21 protein-coding genes, 4 tRNA genes and 1 other RNA gene are annotated in these 23,707 nt (G+C 41.7%); 4 read left to right on the forward strand and 22 right to left on the reverse strand.

The window, feature by feature from the left end:
• Positions 1 to 145: 145 nt before the first annotated feature.
• Both RDQ32_RS01315 and RDQ32_RS01320 read left to right on the forward strand, forming a co-directional pair.
• Positions 146 to 643: a small multi-drug export protein gene (locus RDQ32_RS01315; RefSeq protein ID WP_183684441.1), complete on the forward strand. Its 498-nt coding sequence runs from the start codon at positions 146 to 148 to the stop codon at positions 641 to 643.
• Positions 644 to 768: 125 nt separating this feature from the next.
• Positions 769 to 854, forward strand: a tRNA-Ser gene (locus RDQ32_RS01320).
• Between the two features lie 150 nt (positions 855 to 1,004).
• On the opposite strand, the gene RDQ32_RS01325 is transcribed toward RDQ32_RS01320, so the two are convergent.
• The 12 genes from RDQ32_RS01325 to RDQ32_RS01380 form a co-directional block, all read right to left on the reverse strand.
• Complete coding sequence (locus RDQ32_RS01325; protein WP_007156362.1) at positions 1,005 to 1,418, reverse strand: hypothetical protein; 414 nt, start codon at positions 1,416 to 1,418, stop codon at positions 1,005 to 1,007.
• A gap of 128 nt (positions 1,419 to 1,546) precedes the next feature.
• Positions 1,547 to 1,629: transfer RNA gene (locus RDQ32_RS01330), tRNA-Leu, on the reverse strand.
• Positions 1,630 to 1,702: 73 nt separating this feature from the next.
• Positions 1,703 to 1,993 (reverse strand): helix-turn-helix domain-containing protein, encoded by a 291-nt coding sequence (locus tag RDQ32_RS01335; protein ID WP_007156363.1) that lies wholly within the window; start codon positions 1,991 to 1,993, stop codon positions 1,703 to 1,705.
• Positions 1,990 to 2,346: a type II toxin-antitoxin system RelE/ParE family toxin gene (locus RDQ32_RS01340; RefSeq protein WP_308578825.1), complete on the reverse strand. Its 357-nt coding sequence runs from the start codon at positions 2,344 to 2,346 to the stop codon at positions 1,990 to 1,992. The genes RDQ32_RS01335 and RDQ32_RS01340 overlap by 4 nt, the downstream gene beginning before the upstream one ends.
• 88 nt (positions 2,347 to 2,434) lie before the next feature.
• The gene (gene topA, locus RDQ32_RS01345; RefSeq protein WP_308578826.1) at positions 2,435 to 4,444 is read right to left on the reverse strand and encodes a type I DNA topoisomerase; all 2,010 of its coding nucleotides are present in this window, start codon (positions 4,442 to 4,444) and stop codon (positions 2,435 to 2,437) included.
• Between the two features lie 398 nt (positions 4,445 to 4,842).
• Positions 4,843 to 5,745: a DNA-processing protein DprA gene (dprA, locus tag RDQ32_RS01350; RefSeq protein WP_308578827.1), complete on the reverse strand. Its 903-nt coding sequence runs from the start codon at positions 5,743 to 5,745 to the stop codon at positions 4,843 to 4,845.
• Between the two features lie 2 nt (positions 5,746 to 5,747).
• Positions 5,748 to 7,328, reverse strand: a complete 1,581-nt coding sequence (locus RDQ32_RS01355; RefSeq protein WP_007156367.1) for a YifB family Mg chelatase-like AAA ATPase — start codon at positions 7,326 to 7,328, stop codon at positions 5,748 to 5,750.
• 345 nt (positions 7,329 to 7,673) lie between these two features.
• Entirely contained in the window at positions 7,674 to 8,696 is a 1,023-nt protein-coding gene (locus tag RDQ32_RS01360; RefSeq protein WP_007156369.1) for an RluA family pseudouridine synthase, read from the reverse strand.
• Between the two features lie 3 nt (positions 8,697 to 8,699).
• Entirely contained in the window at positions 8,700 to 9,464 is a 765-nt protein-coding gene (locus RDQ32_RS01365; protein ID WP_040648571.1) for an SDR family oxidoreductase, read from the reverse strand.
• 384 nt (positions 9,465 to 9,848) lie between these two features.
• Positions 9,849 to 9,931: transfer RNA gene (locus RDQ32_RS01370), tRNA-Leu, on the reverse strand.
• A gap of 146 nt (positions 9,932 to 10,077) precedes the next feature.
• Complete coding sequence (locus tag RDQ32_RS01375; protein WP_308578829.1) at positions 10,078 to 11,982, reverse strand: PIN domain-containing protein; 1,905 nt, start codon at positions 11,980 to 11,982, stop codon at positions 10,078 to 10,080.
• 16 nt (positions 11,983 to 11,998) lie between these two features.
• Positions 11,999 to 13,132: a hypothetical protein gene (locus RDQ32_RS01380; protein WP_007156373.1), complete on the reverse strand. Its 1,134-nt coding sequence runs from the start codon at positions 13,130 to 13,132 to the stop codon at positions 11,999 to 12,001.
• A 124-nt stretch (positions 13,133 to 13,256) separates the two neighbouring features.
• On the opposite strand from RDQ32_RS01380, the gene RDQ32_RS01385 reads away from it, so the two are divergent.
• Positions 13,257 to 13,340 (forward strand) — tRNA-Ser (locus tag RDQ32_RS01385).
• Positions 13,341 to 13,433: 93 nt separating this feature from the next.
• Here the strand turns inward: RDQ32_RS01385 and sufU are convergent.
• The 8 genes from sufU to RDQ32_RS01425 form a co-directional block, all read right to left on the reverse strand.
• Entirely contained in the window at positions 13,434 to 13,901 is a 468-nt protein-coding gene (sufU, locus tag RDQ32_RS01390; RefSeq protein ID WP_007156374.1) for a Fe-S cluster assembly sulfur transfer protein SufU, read from the reverse strand.
• Positions 13,891 to 15,126 carry a SufS family cysteine desulfurase gene (locus tag RDQ32_RS01395; RefSeq protein ID WP_308578830.1) on the reverse strand — a complete coding sequence of 412 codons (1,236 nt, stop codon included), beginning with the start codon at positions 15,124 to 15,126 and terminating at the stop codon, positions 13,891 to 13,893. Before RDQ32_RS01395 ends, sufU begins: the two co-directional genes overlap by 11 nt.
• Complete coding sequence (locus tag RDQ32_RS01400) at positions 15,126 to 16,181, reverse strand: SufD family Fe-S cluster assembly protein (RefSeq protein WP_308578831.1); 1,056 nt, start codon at positions 16,179 to 16,181, stop codon at positions 15,126 to 15,128. Before RDQ32_RS01400 ends, RDQ32_RS01395 begins: the two co-directional genes overlap by 1 nt.
• A gap of 12 nt (positions 16,182 to 16,193) precedes the next feature.
• Entirely contained in the window at positions 16,194 to 17,609 is a 1,416-nt protein-coding gene (gene sufB / locus RDQ32_RS01405; RefSeq protein WP_308578832.1) for a Fe-S cluster assembly protein SufB, read from the reverse strand.
• Between the two features lie 30 nt (positions 17,610 to 17,639).
• Positions 17,640 to 18,386 (reverse strand): Fe-S cluster assembly ATPase SufC, encoded by a 747-nt coding sequence (gene sufC / locus RDQ32_RS01410; protein ID WP_308578833.1) that lies wholly within the window; start codon positions 18,384 to 18,386, stop codon positions 17,640 to 17,642.
• 337 nt (positions 18,387 to 18,723) lie between these two features.
• Entirely contained in the window at positions 18,724 to 19,056 is a 333-nt protein-coding gene (locus RDQ32_RS01415; protein WP_308578835.1) for a DUF1667 domain-containing protein, read from the reverse strand.
• 74 nt (positions 19,057 to 19,130) lie between these two features.
• Positions 19,131 to 20,633: a glycerol kinase GlpK gene (gene glpK / locus RDQ32_RS01420; RefSeq protein ID WP_308578837.1), complete on the reverse strand. Its 1,503-nt coding sequence runs from the start codon at positions 20,631 to 20,633 to the stop codon at positions 19,131 to 19,133.
• Positions 20,634 to 20,767: 134 nt separating this feature from the next.
• Entirely contained in the window at positions 20,768 to 21,568 is an 801-nt protein-coding gene (locus RDQ32_RS01425) for a radical SAM protein (RefSeq protein ID WP_308578838.1), read from the reverse strand.
• 361 nt (positions 21,569 to 21,929) lie between these two features.
• On the opposite strand from RDQ32_RS01425, the gene RDQ32_RS01430 reads away from it, so the two are divergent.
• Complete coding sequence (locus RDQ32_RS01430) at positions 21,930 to 22,415, forward strand: peptidylprolyl isomerase (protein ID WP_308578839.1); 486 nt, start codon at positions 21,930 to 21,932, stop codon at positions 22,413 to 22,415.
• 25 nt (positions 22,416 to 22,440) lie between these two features.
• Here RDQ32_RS01430 and rnpB read toward each other — a convergent pair.
• Both rnpB and RDQ32_RS01440 read right to left on the reverse strand, forming a co-directional pair.
• Positions 22,441 to 22,774, reverse strand: an RNA gene (gene rnpB / locus RDQ32_RS01435) — RNase P RNA component class A.
• A gap of 65 nt (positions 22,775 to 22,839) precedes the next feature.
• Complete coding sequence (locus tag RDQ32_RS01440; RefSeq protein WP_308578840.1) at positions 22,840 to 23,706, reverse strand: AraC family transcriptional regulator; 867 nt, start codon at positions 23,704 to 23,706, stop codon at positions 22,840 to 22,842.
• Between the last annotated feature and the right edge of the window lies 1 nt (position 23,707).

A 23,707-nucleotide genomic window follows, 5' to 3' on the forward strand; every position in this document is an offset into this window, starting at 1 on the left:
CTTTGCAAATGTGCAGTTTTTGTGAAAAGCATTGACTCCCCTATACTTCTTTTATAGAATCCCAAACAGTTTCAATGGGAAAATGCCTTTGCATGAAATTCTAACATAAGTCAAAATGGCATTCAAGTTTAGAGAAAAGGGAATTATGGAAAGTTTTATTACATTTTTTACAGCACATTTTGAAAAATTTCTTTCTCGGGAAATGATGGTCTTTTTTTTATCCATGATGCCCGTTATTGAACTGCGTGGCGGTTTGATTGCCGCCTCCTTACTAAAGGTAAATTATATACAGGGCTTGTTATATTGTTTAATCGGAAATATCCTTCCCATCCCCTTTGTCCTTTTTTTCTTTGCCAAGATTGTGGAGCTTATGGAGAAGTCCTCTTTCACAAGACCTTTGGCATCCTGGTTTAGAAAAAAGGTAGATAAGCATAAGGATGCCATTGATAAGGTGGACTTCTGGGGTCTGGTTCTTTTTGTGGGAATTCCCCTTCCCGGAACCGGAGCTTGGACAGGGGCTATGGTAGCCAGTCTTTTAAAGATGAATAGAAAAAAAGCCTTCTTAGCCATCAGTATCGGAGTATGCCTAGCGGCAGGGATTATGTCCCTACTCAGCTATGGATTGTTGGGCAAGCTAATTTAGGGGGGGGAATATCTACAAAAAACTGAGGATTTTCGGTTTTCTAATAAATTTTCATTTAACTTTCATGATATATTTTTAAGGATTGACATAAATTCACAATAGTTATATAATGCAGAAGTTCTATTGCAGAGGTATCGAAGTGGTCATAACGAGGCGGTCTTGAAAACCGTTTGTCCGCAAGGGCACGTGGGTTCGAACCCCACCCTCTGCGTTAAAGATAAAGCCTAGTGTATAAGCCAAAACAGCTTAAAACACTAGGCTTTTTGCTTGTCTACAAGGCATTGAGCATGAAGCACCATTTCGCTTTCGAACAGTACTATTTCCCTACAAGCCGACCACGAAACCGACCACGCTTAACAGACTATTTCTTTACGCACGTAATGCCATGTTCTCTCAGTTTTTTCATCAAATCGTCCGTAACAAGCTCTATCTCTTCGTATGTACTGCTGAAAGCAAATTTTTTACGATAGGCACTGGCATCGAACAAAAAAATACGCCCAAACAAAGCTCCCTTTTTCCATATTCTCATTCTTCCCCCATAACTTCCTCGACTTACTATCTTTGAAAATTCAACTCTTTCGATATCATTAAGGCAATATCTTACCGGTATTCCCGACAGAACCGTCAATTCATTATTCTTAATCATGAAAACATCATATTTCTGTTCTCTTTTCGCCCAATTCTTAAAGGTAATCATTGCAGATATCATAAGTATTAGCAATAGTGCAATCATATATAATATTGCCATAAGCTCAAAATTGGAAATCTTCAGCATATTCCAAACTCCTTAAAACAAAGTATTACTTTTTAACACAAATCTTTGATTCCTATCTTTCACAAGTAGACTTTGAATCAAAAAAGACTTAGAACAAGGTATCCCCTTATTCCAAGTCTCTTCTTTCCTGCAGAAGATGGGAGTTGAACCCACATGAGTGTTACCTCACACGGACCTGAACCGTGCGCGTCTGCCATTCCGCCACTTCTGCAAACGAAAGTAGTATATCACCATCGTTTTTTTTCGTCAAGAAAAAGAATTTCAATCAAAAGATTTCAAAAGATTTAAGGCTTAGATAAAGTTTTTTCTTTAAAAGATACATCCAACACCATATCCATTCCTTCAGCCAATCTTTGTAATAGCTTTATAGAAGGATTTCTTGTTCCATTCTCCAACTTACTAATCTCCGATTGATTAATGCCGGTTTTATTAGATAAATCTTTTTGTGTCATATTCTTCGCTATTCGAGCATCAATAATAGCTCTAATGATATTCATTTCCGGCTGTACTTCTTCATAGGCTTTCGCAAATTCAGAATCTCGCATCTTATTCTGTTTATACTCTTGAAGCTTCATTTCAATTTTCCCTTTCGTGACAAGTAGTCAGCTCTCCTAAGTTTCGCAAGTTTTATTTCCTGTGCGGGAGTTTTTTGAGTTTTCTTGACGAAACTATTCGTCAAAATAATATTCGCACCTTCATAAAAGAAATACAGAGTACGTGTAATATCTGAACCAAACTTACATCGTAATTCAAAAATCCCATCCTCAAGACATTCACTATAAGGCAGTCTCAGCTGATTACCCTTCTCTTCTAGTATTTCTATTAAAGATAATACTTTTGCTCCCATTTTAGGTTCTAAGGAGTCTATAAAGTTTATTACAGGAATTTCACCATTTTCTTTCTCATAAAACTCCACAGTGAATTTCATTGTTACTACCTCGTCCATTTATTATATGAGATAAAACTCATTATCACAAGAACAATATTCCCTTTGTAACAAACTTAATATTTCCGGCTTACGCCATAATCTCCCCTTCTTTTTTCTCTCCGGTTACTGCATCCTTTGGCTTCTGCCAGGTCATATAGTCGCACTCCGGATAACGAGAACAAGAATAGAAGATTCGTCCCTTTTTACTTCTCTTCTTTACGCACTCCGCACCGCAGGTCGGACAGAGAAAACCGGCATATTCCACATAAGGCTTGGTATTTTTACAGTCCGGAAAGCCGGGACAAGCCAGAAATTTCCCGTGAGGGCCATACTTAATAACCATCTTTCTGCCGCACTTGTCACAGATTACATCCGTTTCTTCTTCATTTATTTTAACCTTCTCAACCTCTTCTTTGGCTTTTTCTACAGCCTCGGAAAGATCCGGATAGAAGTTTTCCACAATGGTTTTCCAAGAAGTCTGTCCCACACTGACAGAGTCCAGTAAGGACTCAAGATTCGCTGTAAAGCCCTTGTCTACGATGGTAGGGAAGTTCTTGGACATCATTTCATTTACCGCATTTCCCAATTCGGTAACGAAGATGTTCTTCTTTTCTTTGGTAATGTAGCGCCGTAAAAGAAGGGTTCCAATGGTAGGTGCATAGGTGGAGGGTCTTCCGATACCTCCCTCCTCCAAGGCCTTTACCAAGGAAGCCTCGGTATAATGAGGCGGTGCCTGGGTAAAATGCTGTTCCTTATTCCATTTTTCCACCTTAAAGGAGTCACCCTCCTTCATCTCCGGAAGGGTTACATTTTTCTCCGCCTTGTCTTCCTCAGACATATATACGGCAAGGAATCCGTCAAAACGCAGACGGCTGCCGTTTAAGGTGAAAATGTAGTCCTTAGCCTGAAACTTTACGGTTTCCGTTTCATAAACTGCCGCTTCCATCCTGGAAGCCACAAAGCGCTTATAAATCAACTGATATAAACGATACTCATCCTTTCCAAGGCTTTCCTTTGCCTCAAAGGGGGTAATCTCCAGGTAGCTGGGGCGGATAGCCTCGTGGGCATCCTGAATCTTCCCTTCTTTTTTATCTTCTGCTTGATTCTTCTGACAGTATTCAGGGCCATATTCTTGTCCGATTTTTTCCAATACCGCAGCATGGGCTTCTTCAGAAATTCTGGTGGAATCCGTACGAAGGTAGGTAATTAAACCTACAACTCCTCTTCCCTTGACATTCACGCCCTCATACAAAGACTGGGCTATTCGCATAGTCTTTTGGGTGGGGAAAGAAAGAAGCTTTGCCGCTTCCTGCTGTAAAGTAGAGGTAGTAAAGGGAAGGGGAGCCTTCTTCCTTCTTTCCCCCTTCTTTTTCTCAATGAGCTTTAGCTTTTCTTTTCCAATTTCGGAAATAACAGAAAGAACATCCTCTTCCTTTGACAAAGGAAGCTTCTTATCCTTTCCGTAAAATACCGCCTCTACTTCCTTCTTGCCTACAGCAAGGCTGGCACTAAGACTCCAATACTCTTCCGGCTCAAAAGCATTAATCTCCGCCTCTCTGTCGCAAATCATCTTCAGTGCTACGGACTGCACTCTTCCCGCAGATAAGCCTTTACGAATCTTCTGCCAAAGCAGGGGGCTTATGGTATACCCCACCAAGCGATCCATGACTCTTCTGGCCTGCTGAGCATTTACCAAATCCATATCGATTTCTCTGGGATTCTTGATGGCATTCTGCACTGCATTCTTGGTGATTTCGTTAAAGCTTATACGGGAGATTTTCGCTGCATTTTTCTCATCCTTATTCAACTCTCTTTGCAAATGCCAGCTGATTGCCTCCCCCTCACGATCCGGGTCGGTTGCCAGATAAATTTTATCCGCTTTTTTGGCTTCCTTTTTCAACTTGCTCAGCAGTTCCCCTTTTCCGCGAATGGTAATGTACTTTGGCTCATAGTCATTTTCCACATCTACTCCAAGGGAACTTTTGGGCATATCAATTAAATGTCCCATAGTTGCATCAATGGTATAGGACTTTCCTAAAAACTTACTGATGGTTTTTACCTTGGCGGGTGACTCTACAATAATGAGATTATTTGCCATTCCTTATCCTTTCCTGTTCCGGTATAACTTGCTGTAAAGCGAAAGAACACTTCCTTTATCTATAGCATGAATAAGCGCCCTTGCCTTTCTCTTTAAGTAAGTCAAAGCACTCTTACTTCATGTTTAAAGGCTATTAAAGATAAAAATTATTATTAAAAAATAATACAAAGCTGCTTTCCTAAAAATTCGTGGACACTATAAACGAATCCTAAAAAAAAAGCAAGTCGGATTCCATGAAATTTAGCTATTTCAGAGCTTTATCGGAAGATTTTGATACTTTTATAAGAAAAGTGCAAGAAATAATCAGAGATTTACTTTTGGCACTTCCAAGTATTTCGATGAAGCAGTGAACAAAACAGAAACATAAATCAGGATAATTTTTATAGGAAATTAAGTTTCTAGTTAAAGTAACTGTTCCGATTTTTTCTTCTATAATATGCAGCTTGTACACATTCACAATAACCTTCCACTTCCAGCTCAATAAGATAACGATGCAGCATGTAATTCGGAAGCTTTAATTCCTCTTGAAGACTTTGAAAATGCTTACTTTCATAGCCCAAAGCAAGATAAATCCTTCGTTTTTCCTTTGGAAAATTTTTAATCTCATCTTCTTTGCTTTCCTCCTTTTCCGCTTCTAAAGAAAAGTAGGATAATATGTCTCCGGCAGAGGTACACACAGATGCACCCTCCCGAATTAATCTGTTACAGCCCTGAGATAAACGATCTACGATTCTTCCGGGAACGGCAAATACCTGCTTTCCCTGTTCCAACGCTCTATCCACCGTAATAAAGGTACCGGATTTTTCCTTCGCTTCCACCACCAGGATCACATCGGAGAGTCCTGAAATCAGGCGGTTTCTTTCCACAAAATGATGGGGCAAAGGAGGGGAATGTAAAGGATACTCACTGAGAATTCCTCCATTCTTCTCAATATTTTCATACAGTCTAAAATTGCAACTTGGATAACAGATATTTACTCCGCAGCCTAAAACCGCATAGGTTTTGCCCTTTCCTTCCAATGCCCCTTCATGCGCCGCGGAATCAATGCCGTAAGCCATTCCGCTCACAATGCCTATCCCTTTTTTGGCCAAAGTTTTCGCGATAGACCTTGCAATATCTTTTCCATATTCCGTTCCATCTCTAGCTCCAATAATGCCCACAGTATGCTCTCCTTCTTTAGGAAGAAAGCCCTTTAAATAAAGGCATTCCGGACTATCCGGAATTTCCCTTAATCGTTTCGGAAAATCCTCTTGAAAAGGCAATAATTCTCTAATTGACAGCTCTATATTTTTCTTTTCCATTCTTATCCCTCAAAAGAAAACAATACCTCCTCCAGGCCTCGGTAAGAAACTGCTTCCGCCAGATGATTCATATTAATCTTCTCCTCTTCTTCCAAATCCGCAATGGTTCTGGCAAGCTTTAATATTTTATGATAGGTTCTCATGGAGAGATTTTTGAGCTTAAAAATATTCTCCATGTATTCCGCTTCTTCTTTTCCCAGTTCACAGTATTCATTTACTGCCCTAACATTCATATCTCCATTCCAACGTATCTTCTCTTCTTGAAAGAAGCGTCTTTCCTGCATTTTCCTTGCCTTTTCCACCTGTTTTCTTAAAACCGCCGAAGAAATTCCTTTTTCCTTGGTCAATGCATCCTGCAAAGTAATCGACGGCAAGGATACGCATAAATCCATTCTTTCCAGAATCGGTTTGGAAATTCCCCGTTGATAAGCTCGAATCTGTCCCGGCGTACAATGACATCGATTTCGATCCGGAAAATATCCGCAGGGACAGGGGTTCATCGCCGCCACAAAAAGACAATCCACCGGATAGGAGAAGAATTGTTGCAGGCGATGTAAGGTAACTCTTTTTTCCTCCATAGGACCTCTTAACGCTTCAATGCTTTCTTTTTTAAATAAAGGTAATTCATCCAGGAATAGCACCCCCTTCCCTGCCAATGCCAATTCTCCCGGAATCAATCTTCCGGAAGACATCCCGCCAAGCAGGGTATTTTGACTGACAGCAGAGTGGGGGGCACGAAAGGGGCGTTTCTCTATTAAGCCCTTTTCAGAAGGAAGGCAAGATGCAATAGAATAAATCTTTGTTAGCTCAAGTTTCTCTTGTTTACTCATCTTTGGTAAAATTCCGGGAATTCTCTTGGCAATCATCGTCTTTCCCGTCCCGGCAGGGCCGGAAAAAAGAAGGGCGTGATGTCCTGCCGCTGCAATCAATGCAGCTCTAACTCCATAGCTTTGTCCCAAAACATCTTGGAAATCTAAATTTTGATCTTCTTCATTACCGTTTGCATAGCTTTCATCATTGCTTCCTACAGAAGGTCCCGCTCCTATATATTTTCTCTTCTCCTTTTTTCCGTAAGGAATTTTACAAATATCCAAAAGCTCTGTGATATGAGAGCAGGAAATTACCTTTAATCTTTCACTGTTCCTAGCCTCCCGCTCATTGTCTTTCGAAACGAATACCCCCTCCATTCCAGCCTCTTCCAAGGCCAGAACCATGGGAAGCACACCGGATACAGGTCGAATCTCTCCATCTAAACCTAGTTCCCCTAAAAATCCATAGTTTTCATAGGGAAAATCGCAGCTTGGATAGAGAGCCAGTAAGGTTCCCATAAAAATGGGAAGATCGAAGGAACTGCCGTTTTTTCGCAGATCCGCAGGTTGTAAATTAATGGTAATTTTCTTCGGCGGAAGCTCCAAGCCTAAATTTTTTAAGGCAATACTCACCCGTTCTATCGCCTCCTTCACGGAAGCAGAAACATTTCCCAGAGTCATAGAGCGGGGAAGCCCATTGCTTTCATCCACCTGAACGGAAACCACATAAGCATTTAACCCATGAATTGCAGCAGAATAGACTTTAGATAACATTCGAATACCTCATATACATTTTTTAAAAAAGAAATTGAAAGACACCAAGAGCAAAAGAATGACAAGAAAAAGAATAATAAAAAATAGAATGATAAGAATAGAAAAGTAAAAAATGAAATCCTGAAAAAATACAATGAAAAGAAGAGCTGAAAAAAAGCAATCGAAAAGGAAAGCAACAGAATTTAAAAATAATAGAATGTAAAACAATAGAAGCTAAAGGCAAGAGAAGCTAAAGGCAATAGAACGATAGATATATAGATATATAAATATATAAATATATAAATATATAAATATATAAATATATAAATATATAAATAAAGACTAAGACTATCTTTAAAAATAATCTTAGTCCTTCCCCTTAGTCTTGTCAATAAGATAAGCATCCAAATGAAAGCTTTTTAAAATCTCAAAATATTCTTTTGGAAGTGGAGCAAAAAAGCATTTTTCTGAAAGAGAAAACAACACACTGCTCTCCGGTAATTTCGGAAACCGTAGAGAATAGGCGTGAAGAAGCTGATAAGATAAGGGCAGAGTTTTTCTTAATCTCGCATTTTTCCTTGTATCTCCATACTTATCATCTCCCACAATAGGATGGGAAAGAAGGGATAGCTGGGTGCGAATTTGATGGGTTTTTCCGGTAAAAATCTGTACCGAAAGAAGGGAAAGGGATCCCACACTGCTTTCCACGCAAGCCAGCTTCTCAAACGCACTCTTGACTCTTTTTCCTCTTTCACTTTCTAAGGCCTTATTCTGCCCCTTATCTTTTTCCAGAAAATGTTCCTGCATCCCTGTTTTTTGAAAATCTCCATACACCAGGGCATAATATTTTTTCTCTAAATCATGGCTTTGTAGAAGCTTGGCAAATGCCTGCAATCCCCCCAAGCTTTTTCCAAAAATGATGATTCCCGATGTATTTCTATCCAAGCGATTGGCAATCCCCGGACGGAAGCTTTTCTCTTGTTCCTTACTGAGCTCTCCCTTTGTTCGCATATAGGATAAAAGCAGGGAATTTACAGAAAAAGAAGAACTTCCATCATTTTCAGAAAGAAGTCCTACCGGCTTATTAAATAAAATACAGTGTTTGTCTTCATAAAGAATAAAGTTCTGCCACTTCTGAGTCCAAAGCTCCTTTTCCCCACTCTCCCGCTCCTGAATCAGCTTGCCCAAGCTCTCTTCACTGAAATAAAGCTGAACGGTATCTCCCAGCCGTAAAATCTCTTTACCATCGGCTTTTTTCCCGTTTAAAAGGATATTTTTCTTTCGAAGCATCTTATAAAGAAAGGAATCTGCCTGTCCTTTAAAATATTTTTGTAAAAGCTTTAAGAGCTTTTGTTCCTTTTCGTTTTGTGATATCAGAATTTCTCGCATAGTCTACCTATAAAATTTACGAACTACAGGAATCAAAAGCATATCCGGACACATCTGACAGAGAAGATAAAATCCCTTCATCGGTAAGCCATAAATAGAAATAGGACGATTTAACACCGCATCCATCACCGCAAGCTTAGCAACCTTCTTCGGCTTTGCCATAAAGAGTTGCTTGATTTTTTGCATTCTTCCTCCACCTCCTGCCACCGCAAAGAAGGGCGTGTCCACAGGTCCCGGACAAACTACGGTCAGTCCAACTCCTGTATTTCGTAACTCTTCTCTTAAAGATAAAGAAAATGAGTATACATAAGACTTTGTAGCCGCATATACGGAAAATTCAGCCTGTGGTAAGAAAGCCGCGGCAGAAGCCATTTGAATAATCCGGGAACTGGAACCCATATATTCCAGAGATTTTAAAGTAAATGCCGTTAGAGCCTTTACATTTAAATCCAGCATCTTCAGCTGTTCCTCAACGGAAATTTCCGTCACTCTCCCCAGTTTTCCGAAACCGGCTGCATTAACCAGAAAAAGAATTTCCGGATTTTCTTTTATCAGTAAATCCTCATACTTTTGAAAACATTCTTCTTTTGTTAAATCCCATGAAAAAAGGCGAACCGGTCTGAATAGTTGCTCTTCTACCTCTTGCAAACTTTCTTTCCTTCTGGAAAAAAGCCAAAATTCTTGTATTGCCGGAATGCGATCCTGCAATGCAAAGCAAATTTCTTTTCCTATTCCCGAACTCGCCCCTGTAATTACTGCTATTTTCATCCCATCCATCCTAGATTCTATGAAATATGCTACACTTCCTTGGGCCTGTTATATTAGTAAAGCCTACGCAGAGGAAGCCCAAAGAAGATTTTTGTCACCGAAACAACGGTACTCTTCCTTGAATACTGAATTAAGTATAGCTTACTCAAAGTATAATCTCAATCTATTTTCCGAATTGTCGAACTATATCCATAATTTCATGAACAGTTTTATAGGCAGTTTTATAGGCAGTTTCATGGGTAGTTCCGTGGAATATTTCGTGGGATACATTCACTGTAAAATGAGGAAAAGCCCTGCTTTTTCTGTGAAAACAGATTCCAAAGAAGCAATAAAAAACCCAGGTTTCAAGCCGTTATAGGCTTAATTCCCAGGTTTTTCAATTCCTGCGGGAGATGGGACTTGAACCCACACGTCCTATCGGACACAAGATCCTTAGTCTTGCCTGTCTGCCATTCCAGCACTCCCGCGCAACAGAGGAAATTCTATCACAATTTCCTCTACTGTGCAAGTTTTTTTCTTGTAGAAACGAAAAGTTTTTTGCGGAAAAGAAAAGTATGTATCTGTTTTATTCCGGCAAATAAGTGCTTTGCTTTTAGCTTTTCTACAAATCAGACTACTTGTCAGTCTCCTTTGTTTCTTCCTTTTTCTTTCTACCTCTCCGACCGGACTTTTCCGCACTTGCTGATTCTGTTTTCTTTGTATCAGCCTTAGCTTTTACAGATTTTTCAGTAGTTTTATCGTTGGAAGTTCTCGCACCGATCTTTGTTTTTGCCGTTTTTTCTTCCTTAGTCGTATTTGTCTTCTCTCCCGCCTTAGTTTTATCGGTTTTTTCCGCAGTCTTCGTCCGTCTAGACTTTGTTTCCGACTTTTCTTCTCCTGTCTTAGCCTTTACAGACTTCCTTAGCGGCTTTTCTTTTGTAGCTTTGAGATTGGTTTTACTTTCTACAGACTTATCCGCATCCTTAACCTTTGCTTTCTTTTCTGAAGTCTGGTTCTGCTTTTTCTCTTCTTTCGTCGAAGCTTTAGCAGAATCCTCAGCAGATTTTTCAGCAGACTTTTCAACATGTTTTTCTTGAGAGGCTTTTGTTCCTGTTTTTCTGGCGGATTTCTTTTCCTTTACCACTTTATCAGACTTTCCGCTTTTCTCCTTTGTTTCCACCTTCTCTTGCTTTTCCGGCTTTTGTTCCTTGATGGACTTGGACTCTTCCTTAGAAGCATCCTTTCCATGTTCTTTAGAACTGTCCTTTGCTACTGTTTTAGCATTGTCCTTTGCTTCTACTTTAGCACTATCCTGCGACACCGCTTTAGTATTGTCCTGGCTCGATTCCTGATTGGAATTTTGTCCGGAAGCCTGTGTTCCGTTATCCTTCTTTCCATTAGAACGCCTTCTTCTACGATTATGGTGTCTTTGCCGTTCCCTTTGCTCCGTAGAGCGACTTTCTGTTACAGCGCCGGCATCCTCCTGCACAGCTCCATCTTTTACGGCATCGGAAGACTTTTTCTCTTCCATTTTCTTAGACTCTACCGCCCCGGTTTCGGAAATGCTGTCTTCCGCTACTTCCTCTACATCCACACGCTTCATCCTTTTTAAAACCGGATCATAAATATACTGGATTTGATTAGAGGGTCTTCCGGCATTTGCTTTCTTTTCCGTCTTGAGATAAATACGATTCACGGTTTCAATCGAACTCTTGGAGGAATCCTCATGCTTCACTTCTTCCGACTTGATGTTATCTGCGGGTTTAGCTTCCTCCTGAGAATCCGGATTTTCTCTTTCTTTAGCAGCAACATTTTCTTCTGTAGCTCTATCGGAAGATAGCTCTTTCTCAAAGCTTTCAGCATGTTCCTCATCCGGAAAAAGCTTTTCTTCCTTGATGTTTGCAGAGTAATCCACAGAAAAATGTTCTCCGTCATTTTCCTCCTCCACCAAAGAAGCATAGCTTACATCTTCCTTTGCTAAAGGATTCGGCAAGAGCTCTATCGGCTCCAAATGGCTGTTCACATCCAGAAATTGATTTTTTCTTCTTCTATAATTGTTTCTGTAGCTTAATGTCGGTCTGGTAGGAACATTGTTGGTGGTTTCAAAGGCATCTATAAGCTGTACCTTTTGGTTTCTCTCCTTGGCTCTTCTGATTCTTTCATCGTCATTGGCCACAGAATGGAGAAAACACTCTTCAATGGTCTCTCCCAAAAGAATTTCTGCACCTCTTAAGCTGTGCCAAAAGTCTCGAACCGCCGCATAGCCCTTGTCCTTGGAAACAATGCAAATCTTTTCTCCCGTATCCAAAAACATTCCCGTTGTAGAAGCAATGTACATATCCAAAGCATTGCTGTGTTGTTTTAAAAGCTTCACCATTCTTACATGGACAGCTTTTTCCTTTAAATCCTCTACTACGCCCTTCTGTAAAGCAGAATTCTCATCACTGTAGTACACCACCAAGGTATCCTGCTCTGTCAGATAATGATACCCCTCAAAGCCGCTGGCATGGGTATTTTCAAAATCTACTAAAAAAATCACAACTTATTCTCCTTTTTTACATAAAGTCATCGTTATGATTATCCTGGGATAAAAAGCCGAAGAATTCTCCTTCATCCAATTTTCGGAGTATAAACTTAGCTTCCTCCAAAGGACAAGGCAATGCATCTTCTTTACAATATAGAACTTCAGAAATCATCATTACGGTTTCCGCATTTTCCTGCTTCAGACTAGGAACCAACACAAAATCTCCCACGGAAATATTGTCCTCTAAGCTCCGAAAATAACTAGGCTTTCCATTCGGTTCGGATAAACAGCTTAGAAAAATATGTTCTCCTTCTTTCACACCATGCCGGTACAGTCTTGGATCAAAAAGAGAACCGAATACACCGTAGTAGGACAGAGTCTTATGAAAGTCCTCCAACAAGTCTTCCCAGTCATCCGGAAGACCATAGCGATCATAGGACCTTTTCACTTGAAAATATCGACCATCCCGATATTGAATTGTAATCTCTAAAAGAGCCGAACTCTCTTCCCCGATGCTTCCCGCACTCTGATCATAATGTTGAAAATAGCGTTCTATATTGCCCAAAAGATAATCCACGATTTTGGGTATAAAGTACTCATGCTTTACCGAAGGAAGCTTATTCATGTTCTGCAGGTAAACAAGGCTTTGACTTTCTCTGGATAGAAGCAGAGTCTCTTCAAAGAAGACGTCCTCTCTTTCTTCTTTCCGGGTCAAAGGATTCCAGCTTACATTCTCCCTTTCCTCTTCCACTCGTAAGGAAAAGCGCATAATTTGATGAGAATTCGCGTTATTCACTTCAGCCGTCAGTCTGTTTAAAGAAGCAATAAAATGGTTCCAACTTCCCGGAACACTATTAATCCCTTGATACTCTTTCGCCTCTTGATTCTCTTCTTTATACAATAAAAACCAACGGAAGGAAAATGCAGGAATGCCTCCTTTTTTTTCCTGAAAATAGCTACGCTTCCACTTTGGTATAGCACACTCATCTAAAGAGTTTAAGAAGCTTTCCGAAGATTCTTTGGGCACATTCAAGACAAGAGCCGGACCTTCATCTTCTACAGGCGCATCATAGGCATACTTAATCCGACCATTCTTCATCCAAATGTTCAATGAGCTTTCCCCTACACCCAGTCCATCCAGCTTTAAATTCAAGTACTCCAGCATGAAGCCTCTCCTTTCTCTTTAGTTAGATTCATTATAGCGTATCGTTTCGAAAAATACAGCAAAGTTCTAAAAAATAATGCTTGATTTTCAAAAAAGCTAATGGTATACTTGCACAGTTGACTGAGACGAGGTGTGATAATGGTAGTCGGCCAGCCTGGAAAGTTGGTGCCCGTTCTGCGGGTTGTGGGTTCAAGTCCCATCCTCGTCGCTAAGATAAAAAGCCTTGATTTATGTGAGAAACAACATAAATCAAGGCTTTTTTCTTTCCTTAATTCACCAAAAAAGGAGCTGTAAGCTCCTTTTAATCAAACTTTCCGGAATACTTGTCAATCTTTCCTTCATCCGCATCCTTAAAGATTTCATCCATGGTTCTCCAACCAAGTACGGCACACTTCACTCTGGCAGGCATATGGGAAATATCCTCCAGGATTCCGGCTTCTTCCAGCTCTTCCTTCTCCTCTTCCGTAATCTTTCCCCGAATCATGCGCAGGAAGATTTCAGAAAGTCGAAGGGCTTCGTCCTTTGTTTTTCCTATGATTAAATCGCACATAATATCTGCACTGGCCTGAGAAATGGCACAACCATCTCCATCAAAGCTGGCTTCGGAAATAACATTATCCTTGTCCAACTTTAAATACAAGACGATATCGTCTCCACAGCTGGGGTTCACGCCCTCTAAAGAAAAACTAGCATCCTCCATCTTATATTTATTGTTTGGACGAATATTATGCTCTGTTAAAATCTCATTATAATATGTGTTACTCCCCATATCCCATCACTCCTCGAATAGTTTTTAATGCGGCCAAAAAGGCATCCACATCTTCTTTAGTATTGTACAGACCAAGACTGACTCTGGTAGTACTTGGTGTTCCCAGGAACTTCATTAAAGGCTGAGCGCAGTGATGTCCTGCCCGGACGCAAACCTGATTGGAATTGAAAATCGCTGCAATATCATGGGGGTGTACCCCGTCAATCGTAAAGGTTACAATGCCATGATGTCTTTTCGGATCTTTGGAACCTAAGATATGCACATGAGGAACCTTTTCCATTCCCTCCATGAGATAAGCACAAAGCTCCGCCTCCCTTTCCTCAATAAAGGAAAATCCGACTTTGTCCAGATAAGAAATTGCCGCTGTAAGACCAACTGCGCCGCCTACATTTACCGTACCTGCCTCAAACTTATGAGGAAGCTCTGCCCAGGTAGCACCTTCCTTGGTCACATACTCTATCATTTCTCCGCCGAAAAGGAAGGGAGGCATCTTTTCCAAAAGTTCCTTCTTTCCATATACGGCTCCGATTCCCATGGGAGCATAGAGCTTATGTCCGGAAAATGCCAAAAAGTCCACATCCAAATCCTGCACATCCACCTTGGTATGGGGAACAGACTGGGCTCCGTCACAAACAAATACCGCTCCAATTTCATGAGTAAGCTTTGCAAAAAGCTTAATGTCCTGAATACTTCCAAGAACATTGGAAACTTGAGCCATTGCCACCAGCTTTACCTTGGGATTTAATACTGCTCGGAAGCTTTCTTCCGTAATAATACCCTCTTCATTTGGCTCCAGAAAATGAAGTTTTAAGCCCTTTTCCTTCGCCAGCTGCTGCCAGGGAATGAAGTTACTGTGATGCTCCGAAACCGGAAGCATGATTTCATCTCCCTCCTGCAAAAAGGCTCTGCCATAGGTATAGGCAATAAGATTCAATCCCTCGGTAGCGTTTCTTACAAAGATGATTTCTGCACTTTCCTTCGCATTTAGAAACTTCGCCACAGCTTCCCTTGCCTCTTCATAGGCTTCCGTAGCCTTTAAAGAAAGCTCGTAGAGCCCACGGAGAGGGTTGGCATTTTCCGCATGATAATAATGCTCCATAGCTTCCAAAACCTGCTTTGGCTTCTGTGTAGTTGCCGCATTATCCAAGTAGGCAAAGCTTCCTGTTTTGAAAATAGGAAAATCTTCTTTTAATTTTTTTGCCAATTCCTCTCTTGCCAATTCCATTATTCCTCTTCCTTACCCTTTCCTCTGATAGTCTCCTCAATATATGCCTGAATACTCTTATCGGAAATGCTGTGAATAACATTTTCCATTCTGGCTTCTGCCATCAGCTCATAGGTGCTTTCCAAATCCATACCCCTACTCTGCATGTAGAAGACACTATCCTCGTCCAAACGACCGATGGTAGCGCCGTGGTTTCCTTCCACATCATCCTCATCACAAAGAATAACCGGAATGGTCTGGTTTACCACATTGTCATCCATCAAAAGCACATTTTCCTGCTCATTACCACAGGCACCCTTTGCCCCATGCTTTAGGTCAATGGTGCCGCGGAAAATTTTGAAGGCTTCTCCTCTCAGAACGCCGTCACAGTAAATATGAGACTCGCTCTTCTTTCCGAAATGATTTACCAAAAGGTTGTAGTCCGCTCTCTCCTGCTTCTCCAAGAAATAGCCAAGATGCATCTCCGCCTCACTTCGGTTTCCTAAAAGATCAGCCCGATAGCCTATATGGGCACTCTTTCCGCAAAGATGAATTGCGCTAAGCTTTACCTTCGAAGATTCCTGAAGCTGCAAAGATAAATCATCATAGCTTTGGAATGCATCACCGAACTTACTCACCAAAATCAGATTCAGCTCTGCATTTTTTTCTAAAATAAACTTTTCCTGTAAATAAGCGGAACCTACCGCCTTCTCCTCTGATTCTCTATGTAAGAAGAGCGTCAGTCTTGCCCCCTCTTCCAGATAGAATTGGAAGGAGGAATGCTGATTCTCTTTACTCTCATAAAGAAAATGCATAATCATGGGAGCCTTGGCTTCATCCTTTTTAATGCGATAGCTGATGCTTTCACAGCCGTCTTCCTTGGCAAGACCGGCTAATTCTTCTCCCAAACCGCTAACTACTTTAGAAAAGTCTCCCTCTCCTCTAGTGGCCTCTTCTTCCATTTCCGGTGTAAAGGACTGAAATGCCCCGTTAATCTTAATTTTACTTTCATTCATTTTCAGCCAGCGAAATGTAGGAACCGGCATTTTATTGATAATTAATTCTTCTGTACGCACAATTCCTCCTTCCTAGCCGATGGCTCCCACCATCTCCAAACGAATCAGGTTATTCATCTCCACCGCATATTCCAAAGGTAACTCCTTGGAAACGGAGTCCGCAAATCCGCTGACAATCAGAGATTTAGCCTCCTCCTCGGGAATTCCTCGGGACATCAGATAAAATACCGCTTCATCGGAGATTCTTCCAATCTTTGCCTCATGCCCCACGTCCGCCTGGTTGGTACGAACATCAATGGCAGGAACTGTATCGGAACGGGACTGATCATCCAGCATCAAAGATTGACAGGATACCGCAGACTTTGCATTTTTCGCCTGATTTTGAATTACCACCGCAGAACGATAGGTGGAAATACCGCCACTCTTGGAAATAGAACGGGTATTGATATAGGAGCTCGTATCTTTTCCGATATGCACCATCTTGGCACCGGTATCCAGATTCTGTCCTGCTCCTGCAAAGGTTACTCCGGTAAATTCTGCCCTGGCATTGTCTCCCTTTAAAATGGTCATAGGATACAGATAGGAAATATGGGAACCGAAGGAACCGGAAACCCACTCCATAATACCGTTTTCTTCCACTCTGGCTCTTTTGGTGTTCAAGTTATACATATTCTTGGACCAGTTCTCAATGGTGGAATAACGAAGCTTGGCATTTTTTCCAACGAAAAGCTCTACACATCCCGCATGGAGGTTTGCCACATTGTACTTCGGTGCGGAACAGCCTTCGATAAAGTGTAACTCTGCTCCTTCATCCACAATGATTAGGGTATGTTCAAACTGTCCTGCTCCCGGTGCATTCAAACGGAAATAGGACTGGAGGGGAATTTCAACATTTACCCCCTTAGGAACATAAACGAAGGAGCCTCCGGACCATACCGCCCCGTGAAGAGCCGCAAACTTATGGTCTGTTGGGGGAACCAGCTTCATAAAATGCTTCTCAATCATTTCCCCGTATGGACCATGAAGGGCAGACTCGATATCGGAATAAACCACCCCCTTGGCAGCTACCTCCTCCTGCAAGTTATGGTATACAAGCTCGGAGTCATACTGAGCTCCCACTCCTGCCAGACTCTTTCTTTCCGCTTCAGGGATACCAAGCTTTTCAAAGGTATTCTTAATATCCTCGGGAACCTCTTCCCAGTCTGCGGACATCTTGGTTTTCGGCTTAACATAGGTCACAATATTATCCATGTTTAAGTCGGAGATATCCGGTCCCCAATTGGGGATATCTGTTTTATGATAAACTTCCAGGGCCTTTAAGCGAAAATCCCGCATCCACTGAGGATCATTTTTCTTATCCGAAATCTCCTCTACGATTTCCGGTGTTAAGCCCTCTTTGATTTTATAGAAGTCGCTGTCCTTTTCTTCATATCGAAAATCATATAAAGAACGATCAATATCTTGAACTTCTGTTCTTTCCTTTGCCATACTATCCTCTAGCTTTCCAAATAGAAGGATTTATTCCTTCTCCAAAAAAGATTCAAAACCTTCGTTGTTGATTTTATCTACCAGACTTCCGTCTCCCTCAGCCTTCATCACACCGTTAATCACCACATGCGTCTTATCTACTGTCAAGGACTCTAAAATTCTTGTAGAGTGGGTGATAATTAAAAGGGAGCCTTCCATATTCTTCTGATACTCCTTGATCCCTTCGGAAACGGTTCTTACTGCATCCACATCCAGTCCGGAATCTGTCTCATCAAGAATGGCAAGACCGGGCTTTAACATGAGAAGCTGTAAAATCTCCGCCTTCTTTTTCTCTCCACCGGAGAAGCCCACATTTAAATCACGCTCTGCATAGCTATGATCCATTCCCAAGATATCCATGGACTTCTTAAGCTCCTTACGAAAATCCCAAAGGCGGATTCTCCGTCCGAAACGCTGTTCCATAGCGGAACGAATGAAGTTTCCGAGGCTTACTCCCGGAACCTCCAAGGGGTTTTGGAAGGAAAGGAAAATTCCTCTCTTAGCTCTCTTATCCACCGCTTCATGGGTAATATCTTCCCCGTCAAAAAGAATCTGTCCGTTGGTAATGCTGTACCGGGGATTTCCCATAAGAGCATTTCCCAAGGTGGACTTTCCTGCTCCGTTAGGTCCCATCAGTACATGGGTTTCACCCTTATTGATGGACAGGTTCACATTCTTTAAAATTCCTTTTTCTTCTACTGAAACGGATAAATCTTTTATCTTTAGTAATTCCGCCATATTCCCTCCAAATATATAAAGACCTTTCTGTCTTATCATTAAGATGCTTGGACTTGCCACCGTAAACCAATCTGTACAAACAAAACGGTTCAATTCCCTGATTCTTTAATTCTGAACCAATAACAGCAATTCATAACATCTTCTTGACTATGTTTGGGATTATAAACGAGGCAAAATCATGTGACAATACTATTCCTAGTAATTTTATAGGATTATAAGAAAAAAAACAAAAGAAGAGAAAAAAGCCTGTAATATCAAGCACTTTTCCTCTTCTTTTGGTTATACAACGCTAACTACATTTTAGAAATCTATTCTCTTCAATACTTCCAGATTAATATTAACGTATACTTTTCAAGGCTATCAAGCGAACTCCGGTTTGACAGAAGTCATTTACCAAAATATCGCCTATTCGGATAGGAATAGGTACTCGGAAGCCCTTACAAAAAGCCTCCGCCTCTGAAAATTTCTCCTTGGGAATGGCTTTCTCCGTCTTTACCGGAAGAAATTCCTTGGAACCTATCAAGCGAATCTCCGAGAGAAAGCTAGCCTTAGTCTCGGAAATCTCTCTTTCGGCAAAAGCCTTCCCTCTTCCACATCCATTGCCTGTGACGGAAATCAATCTGTTTCCTTCATAGCTCACTTCCAATGTACAGCCTCTTCTACAGTTCATACAAGTCATTTTTGTTTCCAAATTGTTCCCTCTTTCCATAAGTGAAAATCTATTGTCAAAATGCGATTCTTAGTTTAATCCTCTTTTCCGAAGCCGAAGCTTGCTTCCAATGCTTTTTTCCAGCCCCGGACTTTTTCTTCTCTTTTCTCCCGGGTCATCTTGGGGAAGAACTCCATTTCCACATGATGTCTCTCCTCCAGGCTGTCCATGGATTCATAGAGTCCAACAGAAAGTCCCGCCAGATAGGCTGCTCCCAAGGCGGTTGTTTCAATAGAACGGGGACGAATCACGGAGGCCTGCATTAAATCCGCTTGAAACTGCATGAGGAAATTATTACCGGAGGCTCCTCCATCCACCCGAAGACTTCTAAGGCGCTGGCCCATATCCTGCTCCATAGCAAGAAGCAGATCTCTACTTTGAAAGGCAATGGACTCCAGGGCGGCTCGGATAATGTGATTTTTGTTTACCCCTCTGGTCAGTCCGGTAATGCTGCCTCTGGCAAAGGGATCCCAGTAGGGCGCTCCCAGTCCTGTAAATGCAGGCACGATATAGCAACCGTTGCTGTCCTCCACCTTAGATGCAAAATACTCCGAATCCTCCGCCTTATCCAGCAGGTGCAGTTCATCTCTTAACCACTGAATGACCGCTCCTCCTACATAAACAGAGCCCTCCAAAGCATACTGCACCTTTCCGTCAATGCCCCAGGCAATGGTACTTAATAAGCCATGCTTTGAAAGAATGGCATGATCTCCTGTATTCATCAGCATAAAGCAGCCGGTGCCGTAGGTATTTTTCACATCCCCCTTTTGGAAGCAACATTGTCCAAAAAGAGCTGCCTGTTGATCTCCCGCCACTCCGCAGATAGGAACGGGTCTTCCCAAAAACTCCGGATCCACCTCTCCGAAGAAGCCGGAGGAAGGATTTACCTTGGGAAGCATAGCCCTGGGAATTCTAAAAAAGGACAGAAGCTCCTCATCCCATTCCAAACTATGAATGTTAAACAGCAACGTTCTTGATGCATTGGTATAATCCGTAACAAAACAGTTTCCCTTACTCAACTTATACATCAACCAGGTATCCACGGTACCGAAGCAAAGTTCTCCCGCCTCCGCCCTTTCCTGAGCCCCCTCCACATGGTCTAAAATCCAACGAATCTTCGTGGCGGAAAAATAAGGATCAAAAACCAGACCGGTTTTTTCCCGAATCTTTTCTGAAATCTCCGGATGAGACTTTTGCGCTTCCTTTATCCATTCCGTTGTTCTTCTGCACTGCCAAACAATAGCGGGATAAATGGCCTGTCCCGTCTTTCTATCCCATACAATGGTACTTTCCCTTTGATTGGTAATACCGATGGCTAATAAAGATGCAGAGGGAATCCCCGATTTTTCCAGACATTCTCGTGCTACCGCCAACTGGCTTTGCCAGATTTCATTGGGATGATGCTCCACATAACCGGGCTTCGGATAATACTGGGGAAACTCTTTTTGTGCCTTCAAAACCGCCTCTCCCTCTTCGTCAAAAAGGATGGCTCTGGTACTGGTGGTACCCGCATCTAAGGCCATGATATATTTTTTCATTTCATATCCTTTCTATAATTGCCTGATAATTTCTCTTTACTGCAAACTTTCTTTGCCTACCTGGATATTTATTACACTTTATGCTCTTTATTGTTTAACGTGTCCATTTATATACCACGCAAAACATATCTTCTCTAAATTCTTTTTTCCGTAAATTCCGGAATAAAGCTTTCTTTGGCACTTTCTTCCTCTTGCATATAGGCGTTTTGAATTCCTAGCTCTTCAGCATAACGAATCCATTTTTCATACTCTTTTCCGTAGACTCGACGGTCAATCTCCGGGTAAGCCTCAAGATTTCCATAAGGAATGTATTGCCGAAGTAAACTGTATAAAATATTTTCTCCGTACTCTTCATAGGCATATTTTAACACTTTTTTCGCCTGATACACCTGATTCGGCAAGAGCAAATGTCGAAGAATCACACCTTTTTGTAAAAGCCCCTCCTTATATTCCAGTTCGGGACACTGACGCATACACTCCGCCAGAGCTTCCTTTGCCCTCATCGGGTAGTCCTTTGCCTTGGAATAGCGTAAGGCCGTGTCTTCCTTTATGTATTTAAAATCAAAAAGATAAATATTGATAAGCCCTTCGCAGCTTGCCAATACCTCACTACTTTGATAACCGGAGCAGTTCCAGACAAAAGGCAAGCTAAAGCCTCTTTTCTTAGCCAAGCCAATCGCTTCTAAAATCCCCGGAAGATAATGCTCTCCCGTAACCAGATTGATATTATGACAGCCCAGCTTTTCCAAGCTCAGAAAATGCTGATAAAGCTCTTCAACAGAAACCGCCTCCCCGATTTCTCCCCGAGAAAGCCTTTGGTTTTGGCAAAAGACACAGGACAGACTGCAATAAGAAAAGAAAATGGTTCCGCTTCCCTTGCTTCCGGAAATACAGGGTTCCTCCCAAAAATGAGGAGCTGCTCTACCGATATGCATGACACTTCCCGCATGACAAAATCCCCGCTCACCTTTAAAGCGATTTACCTTACATTCCCTTGGGCAAAGTCTACAGGAAGCATAGGAAAGAATACTTTGCTTCCTTCCGCCCTGAACCGTATTAGATTTTTCTTCCTGTACTATATTAGGTTTTTCTTCCCGTGCTATCTTAGATTTCTCTTCCTGTATTATATTAGATTTCTCTTCCTGTATTTCATCTATTTCCTGTATATGCGACATTTTCGATACGTTATCCTCATTTTTCCCGCTTATTCTATTTAAGTCCGGCTTGTAAGCCCTCTAAAAAGCTGATACAATTCCTTTGATTTCACAATAATTTATCAGAATAAAGGAGTGTATTATGGCAAATCCTATTGTACGCATTACGATGGACAGTGGCAAGGTGATTCGTTTGGAACTGTATCCTGAAACTGCCCCCCTTACCGTAGAGAACTTTTTAGACCTGGTAAAGAAGGGCTTTTATAACGGATTGACCTTCCACCGTATTATTTCCGGCTTTATGATTCAGGGAGGAGACCCGGATGGAAACGGAATGGGCGGCCCCGGTTACAGCATTAAGGGAGAGTTTAAGAGTAACGGTGTAGATAACCCCTTAAAGCATGAAAAGGGTGTTATTTCTATGGCTCGTTCCATGGATCCCAACTCTGCCGGCTCCCAGTTCTTCATTATGCACGAAGCAGCGCCTCATTTGGATGGACAGTATGCCGCATTCGGAAAAGTCATCGAAGGCTTGGATGTAGTGGACGAAATTGCTTCTGTAGAAACCGGTTTTCAGGATGCTCCTGTAGAAAAGGTAATCATGGAAAAGGTAGAAGTAGAAGCCTAAAAAAAATCCCCCTCTCCTAAGAGAGGGGGGAACTATGGCTATAAGCCGGGTTATGTTAAAAATGGTCATCTATCTAGGACTTATGTCGCCATAAGCCTCAAGCGGTTTACCCGAGGGCAGGCGAGCCACCTTATGCCCTCTGTTTAACCTTGCTTCGGATGGGGTTTACATAGCATTTCCTGTTACCAGGAAACCGGTGGTCTCTTACACCCCCTTTTCACCCTTACCGGAAACCGGCGGTTCTTTTCTGTTGCACTTTCCTGTGAGTCACCTCAACCTGACGTTATCAGGCATCCTGCTCTATGAAGCCCGGACTTTCCTCTCCTGCACTTGGCAGCAGCGACCATTCACCTTAGTTCCGTTAAAGTCTAGCTTATGAAATTCTTTTTTGTCAAGAAAATCCATTTTCCTTAATACATTTTCCTCAATACAAATGTTGCAAATATTCCCCGGTTTCCCTGTTATACAGCATTTCTTCTTTCATGTTTCTATATTGCAAAGGACTTACTCCAATTTTCTGCCGAAAAATCTTGGAAAAGCTTAAAGGGTCATGATAGCCCACCATATAAGCAATCTCCGCTATGGACTTTCCGGTTCTCCGAAGCATGGCTTTGGCATTTTGCATCCGGATATAAAGTAGATATTCCTTGGGAGAGTAGCCGGTATCCTTTTTAAAACTGTTAAAAAGATGGGCTCTATGTATTCCCATTTCCTTGGCTAAAGCAGTAATGGAGATATCTTCATGATAATGCTCATCCAAATAAGCTCTCACTCTGGCACTGTGACTGCCTAAATCCTTTAAGGGACCTCCCCAATGTATTTCTTCCTGCTTTCCCCTGAGAAGATTGGCAAAAAACAAGTGCATATAGGCGCTTCTGGATAGTTGCTGCTCCGGAGTATAATCCTGTTTTTGCAAAATTTTATTGATACACAATAATAGATTATCCATCTGATGCACTATGCCCACCGGTTTTTCCTTGCTAAAGCCGGCTTCGGTAAAAAAACTGTCCGCATCCACTCCCCGCACACCAATCCAAAAATAAGACCAGGGCTCCGTTAAATCCGCCTCATACCAGGCCTCTACGTGAGGATATAAAAGAAACGCATTCCCTTTGGATAAATGATAGTATTCTCCATTAACGAATAATGTCCCTACACCGGAATAGACCACATGCAAAAGATATAAATTTCGTTTATTAGGCCCATAACGATATCCCGGAACACAACGTTCTTTTCCGCAATACATCAGCTGTAGGTCGGAGGCCTTATTCTCAGCGTCCTGAAAATTCAAA

The sequence above is a fragment of the uncultured Oribacterium sp. genome, assembly GCF_902481605.1.
Lineage (GTDB): Bacteria > Bacillota > Clostridia > Lachnospirales > Lachnospiraceae > Oribacterium > Oribacterium sinus.